This window comes from Sorangium sp. So ce406 (assembly GCF_051474675.1).
GTDB classification, from domain to species: domain Bacteria; phylum Myxococcota_A; class Polyangia; order Polyangiales; family Polyangiaceae; genus Sorangium; species Sorangium cellulosum_G.
The window spans coordinates 10,012,924-10,027,759 of record NZ_CP150340.1 but is presented as its reverse complement, the minus strand read 5'-3'; the positions used below and the strand labels follow the sequence as shown (position 1 = coordinate 10,027,759).

Sequence of the window (14,836 nt, the reverse complement as noted above, 5' to 3'; positions counted from 1 at the left end):
GGCGCCGCGCGCCACGCACCAGATCGCCGCGCCGCGCGTGGACGTGCTCCGGCGGAGTCGACCGGTGATATCGTCGCCGGCGTGTTGTGGGTCTTCTTCGGGCTACTGCTCCTCATCTCGTGGGCGGCGTACTTCACGTTCGAGCTGTCCACCGCGATCCCGATCGCGGCGACCGTCGTCATCGCGCTCGCCGCGGTCGCGCTCTTCGTGTTCCGCCGCGTCAAGGCGGGCCGCGCCGCGTCTGCGCTCGAGCGGGCGATCGTCCAGCAGGGCGTGCAGCAGGCGCTCAACGCGCGGCCGGAGCGCCGCGCCGAGATCCAGGAGCTTCAGCGGCAGGTCCAGGGCGGCATCAGCGCGCTGAAGACCTCGAAGCTCGGCAAGGGGAAGAAGCACGGCAGCGCGGCGCTCTACTCGCTGCCCTGGTACGTCATCATCGGCCCGCCCGGGGCGGGGAAGACGACCGCGCTGAAGCACTCGGGCCTGGTCTTCCCGTATGCGCACCCGAGCAACGGCGGCGGCGTGCGCGGCGTCGGCGGCACGCGGAACTGCGACTGGTGGTTCACGAACGAGGCGATCCTCCTCGACACCGCGGGGCGCTACACGACCGAGCAGGACGACCACGACGAGTGGATCGCGTTCCTGCAGATGCTCCTCAGGCATCGCGCCCGGCGCCCGCTCAACGGCATCCTCGTCGCCGTGAGCGTGGCGGATCTCATCGACGCGAGCGAGCAGCAGGTCGAGCAGATGGGGAAGAAGCTCCGGGCGCGCATCGACGAGGTGATGACGCAGCTCCACATGGTGCTGCCGGTCTACCTCCTGTTCACGAAGTGCGATCTCATCGCGGGCTTCTCGGAGTTCTTCGGCGACATGCGCCGGAGCGACCGCGCCCAGGCGTGGGGCGCGACGTTCAAGCTGAGCGCAGACAAGACCGATCCGGGCAGGCTGTTCGACGCCGAGTTCGACGCCCTGGCAAAGCAGATCCACGGCCGCGCGCTGAAGCGGCTCGTGATGGAGCGCAGCCGGGAGGTGCGCGAGCGCGTCTACCAGTTCCCGCTCGAGTTCTCGGGCATCCGTCGGAACCTGTCCGATCTCGTCTCGACCGTCTTCATGGTGAACGCGTTCCAGGGGACGCCCATCTTCCGGGGCTTTTACTTCACGAGCGGCACGCAGGAGGGCAGGCCGCTCGACCGTGTCCTCCAGCGCATGGGCCACGCGATGGGGATCCGCACGCACGAGGCGGTGGCTCAGCAGAACGTCGAGTCGAAGAGCTATTTCCTCCACGACGTGTTCATGAACGTCGTCTTCCCTGACGGGGACATCGCCGCGAGGAGCGCGAGCGAGATCCGGCGCCAGCGGATCATGCGCGGCGCGATCAGCGCAGCGGCGGCGACGCTCGGGGTCATCCTTGCGATCCCGAGCTTCGTGTCGTTCAGCAACAACCGCGAGTTCCTCCGCGACGCCGAGGCAGACGCGCGCGCCGTCAGCGCGATCCGATGGGAAGACACGCGACCCGTCTCGGACAAGCTCGCGGCGCTGCGGCCTGCGCTGGGCCGGCTCCTCGAGATCGACAAGGCGCGCGAGGACGGACCGCCGGACGGGATGGGCTGGACGATGTTCCAGGGAGAGACGGTCTACCCTCCGCTGGTGCACGTCTACGTCGCGAGCCTCCAGAACGGCTTCGTGATCCCGTGCAAACAGCGGCTCGAGGATCGCCTCAAGCTCGCGAAGGGAGAGCACTACCTGCGCGAGCGGAACGAGCTCAAGCTGTACTTGATGCTGAGCGACGTCGAGCACCTCGACGTCGACTGGGCCACGGACAGGTTCACCTCGCTCTGGGCCGAGGTGCTCCGGCCGACGTCGAACCTCGGCGAGAGCGAGCTGACGAAGCAGCTCGAGCCGCACGTCGCGTACTACCTGTCGCTCATCAAGCAGAAGCGGGTCACGCCGGTCGGGCGTAAGGAGGACCTGGTCACGACCGTGCGCGCGACGCTCCAGGCGGTGCCGGTGCGAAAGCGCTATTACGACTTCTTCGTCAACTCGATCGTCGAGGAGAAGTACGACCCGACGGGCGACAACAGCCGCGCGAACCGCAAGTATCCTCCGCTCACGCTGGGCGACATGTTCGCCGACCGCCCCGACGTGCTGAAGGTGATCGGCAGCAAGCTGTACGCGAAGGAGAAGCGCTGGAAGGAGGTCGACGGCCCGTACACCGAGAAGGGGCACCTCGCCGTGCTCGAGAAGCTCGAGGAGGGCGCGGAGAGCTTGCTGGCGGAGCGCTGGGTCGTCGATCTAGCGGCCGGCGAGGAGACCTCGATCAACAAGAACCTGGACGGCCTCGCAGCCGATTACGACGCCCGCTACATCGCGCAGTGGACCGACTGGATGGCGGATCTCACCGTGCGGACCCCGGCCAACCTGAAGGAGGCGAAGGAGATCTACATGGAGCTCGCCAAGCCGGACTACCCGTACCTCCGCATCATCCGCGCCCTCGAGGACAACACGCAGTGGAAGCGGGATCGCAGCGCGCTCGAGGACTCGGGCCTGATGAAGCGCGGGAAGGAGCACCTCGAGCGGAAGATCGAGCAGAAGACGAGGTTGAAGATCCCCCTCAACGTGAAGCTCATCAGAAACCGGCCGAGCTCGGTCCCGGACGAGTTCAAGCGGACCGTCGAGTTCGGAGTCCCCGCCGCGCCGAGCGGCTCGGCGCCGGTCACGGACACGCCCCTGGCGAGGTACATCTCGCTGCTCAGCTCCCTGCGCGACGAGATCCAGCGGCTCGAGGACCTGAACCCGAATGTCGACGCGCGCCTCATGGCCGAGCGGCTGATCGAGGCGACACGGCAGGCCGACGCGCTCCTCCAGCCCTTCGACGAGCGAGCCAAGACGCTGCTCCGGCCGCTCTTGCTGACCCCCCTGCAGGTCGTGGCGGCGCGGCTCCCGCCGCTCGCGGCGGTCTCCCGCTTTCCCTCCGCGGCCGCCGCCGGCCCGCGCTGAGCAGCGCGGCGCGGTCAGACCTCGATGCGGATCTCGTCGCGGCCTGGCTGCACCGCGCCCGTCGTCGGATCGAGCGTGAGCACCATCTCCACCGCATCCTCGCCGTTGTCGCTGTAGTACCGGGGGCGTACGCCCATCGCCGTGAAGCCGAGCTTCCGATAGAGCCGGATCGCTGCCCGGTTCGAGCGGCGCACCTCGAGCAGGAGCAGCCGCACCTGCTGTTGCTGCGCGTACTCGAGCGAGCGGCGCATCAGCGCCGTCGCGAGCCCGCGCCGACGCGCGGTTGGGCAGGTGGCGATGTTGAGCACGTGCAGCTCGTCGGCCACGTGCCACGCGATGAGGAAGGCGAGCGCCTGCCGTCCCTCGCGCGCGACCCAGCAGCGCGTCCAGGGGCGGTGCAGCTCTTCTCGCGCGGAGAACTGCGGTACGTCGAAGGCCGCCGCCGCGACTGCGTCGACCTCGTCGAGCGCCGCGTCGTCCGCGGCGTCGGCCGTGAGCTGGATCAGCGAGACCGAGCCCGTCGTCCCTTCTCGCTTCACCGCGCCACCTCCGTGGGGCAGCCGGACACGATCTGGACCTGACCTACCCGCCCGCTCTTCAGCTTCTGGCACGCCTCTCCGAGGAGCTCGACGACGGCGGGAGACTTCCAGCGCCAGCCGTTCTCCGGGTCGTACGGGACCAGCTCCTCATCCAGGTAGACGTTGGTCTGCCCGTCCTCCGGAGGCGGGTCGGCGAGATCGAACTCGCACGAGACGACGATGCTGGCGATCCTCGAGAGCACGTTCCCCAGCGTGTCGAGGTTGTCCACCTTGAAGTAGAAGGGGCTCACGAACTGCGCTGCGCCGCCGGCGAGCGCCATCTGGTCGAGGACATCGCCGTAGAACTCGCTCCCGGGGATGCCGACGACATAGACATCGATGCCGCTCGCCGCGAGCCGCGCGATCGCGGTGACCGTGTCGTCGCGGTCGAGGCACCCACCCGGCCCCGAGGCCCCGGAAGGCGCGCAGCAGTTCTCTTCGGGGCATTGTTGCTCGATGTTGGCGATGCACTCCTCGGCGCTGCACGTCGCGGCGCTGTTGCAGTTTGGACCGCCGTCGGTCGCGAGCACGACGATCGTCTTGCCCGGGAGCTCCACGAGCCTCGGCGTGAGCGCGGTGAGCGTCGCAGCGGTCGGCGTCCCGCCGAGCGGCACCACGCGCGTCGCCGAGCGGAACCTCGAGGTGGTCGGGCGCCCTTCCTGGCCGTCCGAGAAGGGATCTCCCGGCGTGACAGGGAACACCTCGCCGCCGGGCCGGCACGGCGCATCGGCGGTCGCGTCGAGCGGAAACACGGCGGCTCCGACGTTGATCAGAGGACCCAGGTTGCGCACGAGATCGACTGCGGCCTCGTGCACTCGGTCGTAGCGGGTCGCGCTCGAAGACGCGGCGCTGAGCATGCTGCCCGACGCGTCGAGGACGAAGTAGAGGTTCGGCGCCTCGGCGATCTCTACCTGATGGATCTGGTTGCCGCAGAGCCCACCCGCGTCCACGGGCGGTGGTCCGCTCGAGCCTCCGGGCCCCGGGTTGAACCCGTCCTCGGGCTCCTGCGCCCCCTGGCCGACGCCGCTTCGTGGACGCTGCTTCGTGTCGTCGTCCGCGCACGCGGACAGCGCCGCCCCGAGCGCGAGCGCGGCACCGAGGCAGTGAATCATGCCGCAGACGCCGTCCCGCTGCTTCACGGCCGTCTTCATGACGAGCAGCGTACCACGCTCGTTCGCACCGGCGGTCCAGGCGCTGCCGGCGAGCGCCGCCCGCGCGAGCTCAGGGTTCGCGGTAGAACCTGGGCACGCGGCGCGAGATGCTCGTCAGCACTTCCCAGGCGATCGTCCCCGTGAGCCCGGCGATCTCCTCGGCGCTGATCGTCGCGCGCCCGAGCGGCCCGTCCTGTGTTCCAAGGAACACGACCTCGTCGCCCACGCGCGCCCCCGGGATGTCCGTCACGTCGAGCATCGTGAGATCCATCGACACGGCGCCGGCGATCGGCGCCCGCTGGCCGCGCACGAGTCCGGCCCCGCGGTTCGACAGCTGGCGGCTCAGGCCGTCGGCGTACCCCATCGGCACGGTGGCCACGACGCTCTCCCGCGAGGCCTGCCAGGTGTGGCCGTAGCCGATCCTGTCGCCCTTCGCGATCGTGCGCAGCGCGACGATCTCGCTGCGCACGCGGATGACCGGCTTGAGATCGGGCGCGAGCCCTGCGCACGGCGAGATGCCGAAGAGCGCGACCCCGGGTCGAACGACGTCGAGCCACGCGGCCGGCAGGCGCAGCATGGCCGCGCTGTTCGAGGCGTGCCGCACCCGCGGCGTGAGGCCGAAGCGCTTCGCCCGCTGCTCGATCTCCTCGAAGCGCTGCATCTGCTCGATCGTCACGCCGAGATCGTCGGCGTCGGCGCAGGCGAGGTGCGTCATGAGCCCGTCGAGCCTCACCTCCGGGTGCCTGGCGAGCGCCGCGAACACCGCCTCGAGCTCGGAGCTCGCGGCGCCGAGCCGTCCCATGCCGGTGTCGACCTTGAGATGGACGCCGACGCGACCGCGCTGCTCGAGCCGCACCACGGTCGCGAGGCGCTCGATCTGTCCAGCGTCGTAGACGACGGGCACGAGATCGCGCGCGATGATCTCCTCGAACCCCTCGCGGCGCGGGCCGTAGTAGCCGCCCATGACGAGGATGGGCAGGCGGATGCCGGCGTCCCGCAGCTCGATCGCCTCCTCGAGCAGCGCGACGCACAGCCCGGGGATGCCGGTCCGCTCGAGCGTCCGCGCGACCGCCGGCGCGCCGTGCCCGTACGCATCGGCCTTGAGCACGCCCCAGATCTGCGGCCTCTGGGCGCCGGTCATCGCTCGCTCGAGGACGCGCAGGTTGTGCCGCAGGTGCGCGAGGTTCACCTCCGCGCGGGTCGGGCGAACTGCGTCCGCCGGCGCCGCGCGCCGTGGCCGCAGCACCCGCACCGGGCCAGCGCTCGATCCGAGCCCTTCGACGGTCGACGCCGTGCCGTTGCGATCCGAGACCGTGGTGCTGAGCTCAGTGGGCGCGTGCGAGGCGGACATCGTGTACGCGGATAGCCCTACGCTCGATCGCGGGTCAAGATTCCGGGCCATGTTGGTGCGACAAGGTGAGGCATGTCCGCAGCGCGCGGACGTCGGTCAGAAGCAGCGACGCATGCACCGCGTATACTTGTCGGAGCACCCTTTTTCGCACACGGCGGACTTGCAGTCCTGCCGGCACTCGTTCCAGCTCGTCTGGCACGACGCGCTGCACTCCGAGCCCGGCGGTGTCGCGTCCTCGACGTCGTTCAGCGGCGCGTCGGGGGCCCCCGCGTCCGCCTCTCCGGCGGTCGCAGGCGCGTCGGCGTTCAGGAGCATGGGCGGCGGCGCGAGCGCGCTCGTCGGCTCCGGAACGGCAGGCGCTCGGATGCTGGGCGGGCTCCACTCGCCTTCGTCGAAGTCGCTCGCGCGGCTGAGCTGCCTCTCCCGGAGCGTCGCGTACTCCACGCGGTCACGCGTCTGGCCGAACGTGTAGAACTGGAGCCACTCGTCCCAGCACGCGCGCCGCAGCGTCGGCTTGATCTCGGGCATCGAGTCGAGCGCCATGCAGTGCTCGAAGCGTACGTCCCCCTCGTACACCGCGTTGATGCTCGCGCCACATGCGGTCGCGGTCACCGAGGCGGCGGCCAGGAAGAGGAGGGGTCTGAACCGCACGAGATTCCAACACCGATAGCAGAAAAGCTCGACCCTGGTGCCGTACCCGGCTCATCGCCGCGGGAACCTGCCCGAGCGTCCGGTCGAGATGCTCTCCGGTTGAATTTTGCCCTGCGATGCCGTAGGTTGCCGCCCCTTCGCACCGACAGCGGCGGCACGACGCCACCGCGTCGGGCGCCTCAACGGAGCCTGTCCATGTTCCTCATGCTGTCGAAAGGTCCTCGAAAGACCACGCGCTCCAAGTCGAAGCGCCACCGGTCCAAGCTGAAGGCGAAGAACCGGAACCGGCGGAACCGCATCTACCAGCGCACCTGATCGCGGCGGCGGGCGCGAGCGGGTCCTCGGTCCCGCTCGCCGCGCCGCCCTTCGTTCCCGGGCTGCCCCTCGATGCTAGGGGCCGCCCTTCTTCAGCTCGGTCAGCACCAGCTTGGCGACCGCCTTCAGCGTGTCGAACACCCCGACGCCGGTCCGCGCGACGCCCTCGAAATCGGGGACGTTCGTCGGGTTGAGCAGCGACCGGAGCTCCTCGACCGTGCCGATCTCCGGCAGATCCCGCTTATTGTACTGGATGACGTACGGGATCTTGTCGAGCGAGTAGCCCTGCTCGGCCAGGTTCGTGCGGAGGTTCTCCACCGACTCCTGGTTCGCCTCGATGCGGCCGAGCTGTGAGTCCGCCACGAAGACGACGCCGTCGACGCCCTTCAGGATGAGCTTGCGGCTCGCGTCATAGAAGACCTGCCCCGGCACCGTGTACAGGTGGAACCGCGTCTTGAAGCCGCGGATCTCGCCCAGCGCGAGCGGGAGGAAGTCGAAGAAGAGTGTCCGGTCGGTCTCCGTGGCGAGGGAGATCATCTTCCCCTTCGCGTCCGGATTGGTGCGCTCATAGATGTACTGCAGGTTCGTCGTCTTCCCGCAGAGACCCGGGCCGTAATAGACGATCTTGCAGTTGATCTCGCGCGCCATGTAATTGATGAAGCTCATCGACCGCGCTCCTAGTCGTTGAAGAGGTTGTCGATGTCCTCGTCGGTGATCTCGGCGAACGGCGAGTCGGCGCCCGGCTCCTGCACCTTCTTGAGCAGCGCCTCGAAGATGTGGTTGAGCTCCTCGCTCGCCTTTCGCACCCGGAGCCTCACCAACCCGAGGCTCGACTTTGAGTCGAAGATCACCACGAGGATGACGCGGTTCCCGACCAGCTGGATGTGGATGTTCGCCTTCTCACCCTCGTGGAACTGAGTGGCGAACTCGTTCTCCTTGAGGAGCTTCGCCATCCCGCCCGTGGCGGCGATGTTCCCCGCCGTCAGCGAGGCGAGCGAGGTGGTGTCGAGGTTGTCGACGTCTCCGCTCGCGGCGATCAACTGCCCGTTCTTGTCAACGATGAAGACGACCTTCGCATTGGCGTCCTTGACGAGGCGATCCACCACGCTCTGGATCTGGTTGAATTCCTCCTCGTACATCACCATCTGAGGGTTGACCATCGTTCCTCCGCCAGCGCTCTCGCGATGGGGCCCTGGGCATTGCGGGCTCTGTAGCCCTTGTCATCACCGGGCGCCGCACGTGCGGTCCCCGACCATCATCCAACCGGCTCCCCGCTGGTGCGGGCATGCCTTACCACCGGTACCACACGTTCGCGGCGCCACGCTCGCTGCCTGGGGACTTGCATGACCGGTTCGCGGCGCGCAGTGCGACTGCTCCTCGACCGTGCGCCCGTACATCTTGGGACGTTTCTATCCGAAGCAGGTGCGGCGGAGCAAGGCGGCCCTTTCTGGAAGTTGGAGGATCGCGCAGCCGGGGCCCCTCCGACCCCTGCCTGAGCTCGACCGAGGTCGCTCCCACCCCCGACCCCATCGGCCTGGCCCCGGCGCTCCCCAGGCACCGCTCCGCGCCTGTCGGTGAACTGGGTCGTTTCCGTAAGCATCTGTATTTGTTCATAAATTTTGGCTGTTGTTCGTGCCGGCACGCTCAGGCTGGGCCTCCTCGGGGCGCGCAGCTCGGGGAACGCGGCGGGGGCAGCGCCGCTGTGTGCCGGGCAGAAGCTCGACGAGCGCCTGGGCGCATCGCGGGCGACGCGGCGGTCTCATGCGGGACCTGCTCGACGGGCGAGGCCCGGCACCGTCTCTGTGATGCGCGTTTCACCGGCGCCGTGGTGTCACCGCTTGACCTGAGCCGCTGCGTTGATCTTGCGCGCGTGGCTTGCGCTTGACCGAGCGCTTCGGTCACGGGATAGCGCCTTGGATGCATGACGTGCTCAACCGGATCGAGCCCCGTGAGATCGAGCTCAACCCGGGGACGATGAGGAAGCGCTTCGACTGCGTGATCGCCGCGGCGGCTGCGGCGTTCGTGTGCGCCACGTCGATCGCTTCGGATGCCGGCGCCGAGCTCGGCGCGGTTCACCCCGAGGTGCTCTCCGCGCACGCGGCGGTCCGTGCGGCGAGAGGTCCGGAGGTCTACGGCGCGCTGCGAGAGCTCTGGCGCACGTGGGACCGCGCGGATCCGGCGCAGGTCGAGGCGGCGATCGCGGCGGTCGCCGAGGGCGGTGCGGCCAGCGCGCCAGCGCGGGTCTATGCGGAGCTTCTCTCGGCGTACGCGCGCAGGCGGCGAGGCGATCTCGACGGAGCGGTAGCGAAGATCCAGAAGCTCGGGTTCATCGGTCGCTGGGCCACGATCGGGCCGTTCGACAACGAGAACAAGGGGGGCTTCGATCGCGCGTTTGGGCCCGAGGAGGAGCTCGACCAGCCGATCACAGCGGGCAGGACGTACGACGGTAAAGCGCGGGCGGTCCGCTGGCGCGTGCCGCCCGAGGCGCCGCAGTACGGGTGGTTCGATTTCGGCGACTTCATCCGCCCGGTCGAGGGCGTCTGCGGCTACGCGACGACGTTCGTCCGGGCGAAGGCCGGGACGCGCGCGCCTCGGCCGATCTCGCTCTGGGTCGGGGCGGACGGCGCGTTCAAGCTGTTCTGGAACGGCGAGAAGGTCCTGGCCGATCCGGGGTATCGCGAGCTCGACATCGATCGGTTCGCCGCGGCCGTGTCGCTGAAGCCCGGCTACAACCGGCTGACGATCAAGGTCTGCGGCGGTGCATCGGCGCCCAAGTTCGCGCTGCGCATCGGCAACGAGAAGGGGGCTCCGGATCTCGATCTGGACGTGACCTCCGACATCGGCACGCAGGTGACGGCGCCGCAGGGTGAGCCCGCCGGCGCGAAGCGGGCGGGTGAGGCGCGGGCGCAGGCCGGGGGGCCACGCGCAGCCGTGAAGGTCGCCGCGCGCGCGGGAGCCATCGAGGGGCCGATGCAGGCGTTCGAGCGCGCTGCGAGCGCCGAGCGGCCATCTCCAGCCGTCCTGGAGGCGTTCGCGCGCTACCTCGTGCTCACCGGAGGCGATGCGGAGGGCGAGCACAGAGCGCGCGATCTCGCGCGTCGCTCCGCGGAGGCCGAGCCGAGCGTGCGTCGCTACGTGCTCGCCGGCCAGCTCTCCGAGGACAGAAACCAGCAGCGCGGGTGGATCGAGCGCGCCGCTGCGCTCGTAGGCCGTGGCCGCGAGGACATCGACGTGCTGCTCGCCCAGGCGCGGCTCGCGCAGACGAGCCCGAACTGGCGGGAAGCTGCCCCGATCTACGAGCGCATCCTGGCCGCCGACCCCGATCACGTCATCGCTATCCTGGGGCTCGTCGACCTCTACGTCGAGGCGGGGCTGAAGCGCACCGCCCTCGCCACGTTGGAGCGCGCGCTCTCGAGGCAGCCGAACAGCGTCTCGCTGCTCCGCGCTTCAGCGTCGCAGCTCCGCGCCCTTGGCCGCGACACCGAGGCCGCCGAGATGGAGGCGCGGTACGCGGCGCTGCGCTTCGACGACTCGAGCTTCTTGCACCAGCAGGTCGACCTCGCGGTGGCGCGCCGCGACCCTGCCGGCGCCGAGCGCTGGCTCGATCGCTTCCTCCGCAGCGAGCCTGACTCCGTCTGGGCCCGCTCCGTCGCGGCGCGCACGTACCGCGCGCTCGGCCACGGCGATCGCGCCCTCGCGGCGCATCAGCGCGCGCTCGCCATGGCGCCCGAGGACATCGGCACGCTGCGCGCCCTCTCCGATCTCTACGGCGAGGAGGGCAACCGAGAGGCGCAGCTCGAGATGCTGCAGCAGATCCTGGCGATCAGCCCCCAGGTGAAGGACGTGCGCGAGTACATCGAGCACATCGAGCCGCCGAAGCCGCGCGCGGACGAGGCCTACGCCTGGGCGCCCGACCGCTTCCTCCCGATGCGGCGCAGCGCTGACCGACAGTATCCCAAGCGCACGCTCCGCAGCCTGACGGTCACCACCGTGTTCCCGAACGGCCTCGCGAGCCGATTCCGGCAGGTCGTCTTCCAGCCGCTCACGGACGAGGCCGCGGCGAGCGCCCGGCAGTACGCCTTCGAGTACCAGGCCGATCGCCAGACCGTGAGCCTCCGGGCCGCGAAGGTCTACCGGGCAGACGGCAAGGTCGACGGGGCGATCGAGAGCGGGGAAGCGGGGGCGAACAACCCAGCGCTCGCGATGTACACCTCCGGGCGCACGTTCTACGTCAGCTTCCCGCGGCTCAACGCCGGCGACATCGTCGAGCTGCGGTACCGCGTCGACGACGTCAGCCCGCGCAACGAGATCGCCGATCACTTCGGCGAGATCGAGTACCTCCAGGGGGATGAGCCGATCGCCAGCAGCGAGTACGTGCTGATCACCCCCAAGGCGAAGCAGTTCCACATCTTCGCGTCCAATCTGCCTGGCCTCGTGCGCGAGGCGAAGGAGGACGGCGACCGGCGCATCTACCGCTTCGCCGCCGCCTCGGTCCCCCCCGTGGCGCCCGAGCCGGCGATGCCGCCGTGGTCCGAGATCCTGGCGCATGTCCACGTCTCGACCTTCAAGAGCTGGGACGAGGTTGGCTCCTGGTACTGGGGCCTCGCGCGAGAGCAGTTCGATGTCGATGATGAGGTGCGCAAGCGAGTGCGCGAGATCACGAAGAACCTCTCCGACGATCTGAGCAAGGTCCGCGCGATCTACAAGTACGCGACCGAGACGCGCTACGTGGCGCTCGAGTTCGGCATCGAGGGGATCCGCCCGAGGAGGTGCGCCCAGACGCTCGCTCGCGGCTGGGGCGACTGCAAGGACAAGGCGACGCTGATCGTCACGATGCTCCGCGAGCTAGGCATCCCATCGACGATCGTGCTCGTGCGCACCCGCATGCGCGGCGGCATCGAACCGGAGCCCGCGAGCCTCGCGCCGTTCGACCACGCGATCGCGTACGTGCCTTCGCTCGACCTCTACCTCGACGGAACGGCAGAACACTCGGGCTCGACCGAGCTACCCATCATGGATCGCGGCGCGATGGCGCTTCAGATCAACGAGGGCAAGCCGAAGCTGGTTCGCCTCCCCGAGCCCTCGCCGGACGCTTCCATCATGCATCGCACCGTCGACATCGCGCTGAGCGCGGATGGATCAGCTCAGCTCGGGGTCGACATCCAGGTGGCCGGCGCGTTCGCTCCGGAGTGGCGCACCCGCTACATGGCAGAGGGGACGCGCCGGGACCGAGCGGGTCGGGATCTCGCCGCGGACTTCGGCACGGTCGAGCTGGCTGCCGGCAGGGCGGGCGTCGAAGTGAACGACCTCGAGGACCTCGAGCAACCGGTGAAGCTGCGGGCTCGAGGGAAGGCCGTCGCGCTCGCGCGCAAGGAGGGCGAGAGCCTCTCGATCCCCGCGGTGCCCACGCAGCGCCTCGCGACCGACTTCGCCTCCCTCTCGACGCGCACGCGCGACGTGATCATCCCCGCGCTCACGACGCGCCGGGATGAGTGGTCCATCCGCGTCCCGCAGGGGTGGCGCGTGACGAGGGCGCCGCTTCCGCAGGATCTGGACACCCCGTTCGGCAAGTTCTCCATCTCGGTCGAGCAGTCCGCCGGGAAGGTGGTCGTCCGCAGCCAGATCGCGCTCACGAAGTCCCGGATCAAGCCGTCCGAGTACATGGCCTTCAGAACGTTCTGCGAGACGGCGGACCGCGCTTTCGGTCAGCGGGTCGTGCTCGGCAAGTGAGCGAGGGCCTGGGCCCTGGTCCATCCGACCCGTCTCCGACCTTGACAACCCTGCGCCGGCTCGCCATAAAGCGCCCCCTCTACGCATCCCTGCGGCGTGGAACAGCCTCTCCGGTGGTTCGGAGGGTGGCCGCCGGGAGCGTAGGCACCCGGATCGAGGGCGTCATGCCGAAGATGAAAACCAACCGCGCCGCCGCCAAGCGGTTCAAGGTGACCGGTTCCGGCCGGATTCGCCGCAGCAAGAGCGGGCTCAACCACTGCATGCAGGAGAAGAGCAAGAAGCGCCTGCGTCGTCTCCGCAAGAACGACATGGTCGACTCGGCGATGGAGAAGCGGGTCAAGCTGCTTCTTCCTTACGGCTGACCCTGGAACCGGTGAGGTAAAGCTCCGATGCCGCGTGTAAAAAGAGGGTTCAAGGCTCGCCGCCGCCGCAACCGCGTCCTCAACCAGACCGAGGGCTACTTCCTCGGCCGAAAGAATCGCTTCCGCCAGGCGGTCGAGGTTCTGCGCCACGCGTGGGAGTACGGCTACATCAGCCGTAAGCTCAAGAAGCGGGATTTCCGTCGTCTCTGGATTACCCGGATCAACGCTGCCGCGCGCCTCAACGGGACGACGTACTCCCGTCTGGTCAGCGGGCTCAAGAAGGCCGGCGTCGCGCTCGACCGGAAGATCCTCTCCGAGATCGCCATCCACGACCCCGCATCCTTCGGCGCCGTGGCGAAGCTCGTCTCCTCCCCCGCCGTAGCGAAGTGACCGCTCCGGGCGGTCATCACGACCGCTCGGTCATCAGCTCCCTGGCGCGACGAAGTCTGCCGGGACCGCCCGGTACGTATCACCTGGCGAACGATGATCTTCGTTCGAACCCGCCCGCTCTGCGCGTACTAGAGCATGCGTGCGCATGCCAAGCTCCGGACGCGTACGTCCGGGTATGTCGCTGTGAGTCATGGAGGCTGCTCCTCCATCGCTCACCAGGTGCAGCACGACCGATGTGCCCGGTGAGGCGAACGGGTACCAAACAAATGCACAGTGTGCACTTCCTGCACGCTCGGAGCCGCATCTTTGATGGCACCCTATGACCCTGGTGCCAGGGTGAGTTCCGACCCAGCCTGAAGAGCTCGACCGCTCTGCCACCTGGATGCGCCTCCGTTGTGAGACACGAGCGCACATCCGAGGCCTGGCGAGCGTAGGGCCGTTCCTGGTCGGTCTCCACGGAAGCGTCCCCTGCCGCAGCTTCTGTCGAGCCTGAGTTAACGGCTGGAAATACTAAATTTCCAGGCCGATCTCTCGCGAAAAATAACCTTCTCCGCCTTTGGCCGTCGGGTGAGGGCTCGACATCGCCGTCGGGAGGCCCAGGTTCAGGAAACATCGAAGGTCACTGAGAGAGCGACCTCAGCAGTCAGGTTCAGCACCCTACACGCTGGAAAGTATTACGAATTCCCTTGCCCGCGCTGCGAGGGCGGTTCCACCGAGCCGTGGGTGCTGGCGGAATCGAGGTGCTCCCATGGAGGATAGGTTGCCGATGTTGTTGCGTCCACGAAAGCGTACCCAGCCAAGCAGTTCGGCTCGGTCGCAGCGAAGCAGTTCGCTCGACATGACGCGGACCGCGCCTCCTGGTCTACATACCGCACCCAGGTCGAGCTCTCAAACGGGAGAAGCCGGAACGCACGCCAAAAAGGGCACTGTTTTTGCTTCAAGAATCGAGCTGCCACCGGGAGCTGGCTCGAGAACGTTGTTCTGCAAGAGCAAGCCCGCCTCTGGCGGGAAGAGTTCGACCGGAATCAAAAGAAAGCACCAGCGGTTGCCAGTTTCAACAGGAGCTCCTTCGGTCAGCTCCAGCTCCCTGTTTGGCACGAAATCGCCTCGCCTGCCGTCAAAAGATGGCGAGGCATTTCAATCTCGCAAGGTCAGCCGTTTAGAAGTGAACGCCGACACAAAGACCAAGATGAGCACGTCGACCGCCCGCCGTCCAGAAACTGCGCGGAGAAACGCCAAAGCCTCCGCTGTAGGTACCTCTGCGCGGCTCGCGGCATCCAAGAGCTCGCAGGGAGTCGAGACAGCATCGGCTTC

Annotated in this window: 10 protein-coding genes; 4 read left to right on the top strand and 6 right to left on the bottom strand. The window is 68.4% G+C overall.

Going from position 1 to position 14,836, the window contains the following annotated elements; translation table 11 throughout:
- Window positions 1-81: 81 nt before the first annotated feature.
- On the top strand, window positions 82-2,994 hold the full coding sequence (tssM, locus tag WME96_RS37550; protein ID WP_437286379.1) for a type VI secretion system membrane subunit TssM: 2,913 nt from the start codon (window positions 82-84) through the stop codon (window positions 2,992-2,994).
- A 14-nt stretch (window positions 2,995-3,008) separates the two neighbouring features.
- On the opposite strand, the gene rimI is transcribed toward tssM, so the two are convergent.
- The 6 genes from rimI to WME96_RS37520 all read right to left on the bottom strand — a co-directional run bounded on the left by rimI (window position 3,009) and on the right by WME96_RS37520 (window position 8,200).
- Window positions 3,009-3,533, bottom strand: coding sequence for a ribosomal protein S18-alanine N-acetyltransferase (gene rimI, locus WME96_RS37545; RefSeq protein ID WP_437286378.1), 525 nt, complete (start codon window positions 3,531-3,533; stop codon window positions 3,009-3,011).
- Window positions 3,530-4,723 carry a vWA domain-containing protein gene (locus tag WME96_RS37540; RefSeq protein ID WP_437286377.1) on the bottom strand — a complete coding sequence of 398 codons (1,194 nt, stop codon included), beginning with the start codon at window positions 4,721-4,723 and terminating at the stop codon, window positions 3,530-3,532. The genes rimI and WME96_RS37540 overlap by 4 nt, the downstream gene beginning before the upstream one ends.
- A gap of 70 nt (window positions 4,724-4,793) precedes the next feature.
- The gene (gene alr, locus WME96_RS37535) at window positions 4,794-6,074 is read right to left on the bottom strand and encodes an alanine racemase (RefSeq protein WP_437286376.1); all 1,281 of its coding nucleotides are present in this window, start codon (window positions 6,072-6,074) and stop codon (window positions 4,794-4,796) included.
- A 96-nt stretch (window positions 6,075-6,170) separates the two neighbouring features.
- Window positions 6,171-6,725: a hypothetical protein gene (locus tag WME96_RS37530; RefSeq protein ID WP_437286375.1), complete on the bottom strand. Its 555-nt coding sequence runs from the start codon at window positions 6,723-6,725 to the stop codon at window positions 6,171-6,173.
- A 390-nt stretch (window positions 6,726-7,115) separates the two neighbouring features.
- Window positions 7,116-7,706, bottom strand: coding sequence for a GTP-binding protein (locus tag WME96_RS37525; protein ID WP_012239857.1), 591 nt, complete (start codon window positions 7,704-7,706; stop codon window positions 7,116-7,118).
- An 11-nt stretch (window positions 7,707-7,717) separates the two neighbouring features.
- The gene (locus tag WME96_RS37520) at window positions 7,718-8,200 is read right to left on the bottom strand and encodes a roadblock/LC7 domain-containing protein (protein WP_012239856.1); all 483 of its coding nucleotides are present in this window, start codon (window positions 8,198-8,200) and stop codon (window positions 7,718-7,720) included.
- Between the two features lie 757 nt (window positions 8,201-8,957).
- Here WME96_RS37520 and WME96_RS37515 point away from each other — a divergent pair.
- From WME96_RS37515 to rplT, 3 genes are all read left to right on the top strand, one after another.
- Window positions 8,958-12,770, top strand: a complete 3,813-nt coding sequence (locus WME96_RS37515) for a DUF3857 domain-containing protein (protein ID WP_437286374.1) — start codon at window positions 8,958-8,960, stop codon at window positions 12,768-12,770.
- 164 nt (window positions 12,771-12,934) lie between these two features.
- The gene (gene rpmI, locus WME96_RS37510; protein ID WP_020740309.1) at window positions 12,935-13,132 is read left to right on the top strand and encodes a 50S ribosomal protein L35; all 198 of its coding nucleotides are present in this window, start codon (window positions 12,935-12,937) and stop codon (window positions 13,130-13,132) included.
- Window positions 13,133-13,159: 27 nt separating this feature from the next.
- Entirely contained in the window at window positions 13,160-13,522 is a 363-nt protein-coding gene (gene rplT / locus WME96_RS37505; protein ID WP_437286373.1) for a 50S ribosomal protein L20, read from the top strand.
- Window positions 13,523-14,836 lie beyond the last annotated feature (1,314 nt).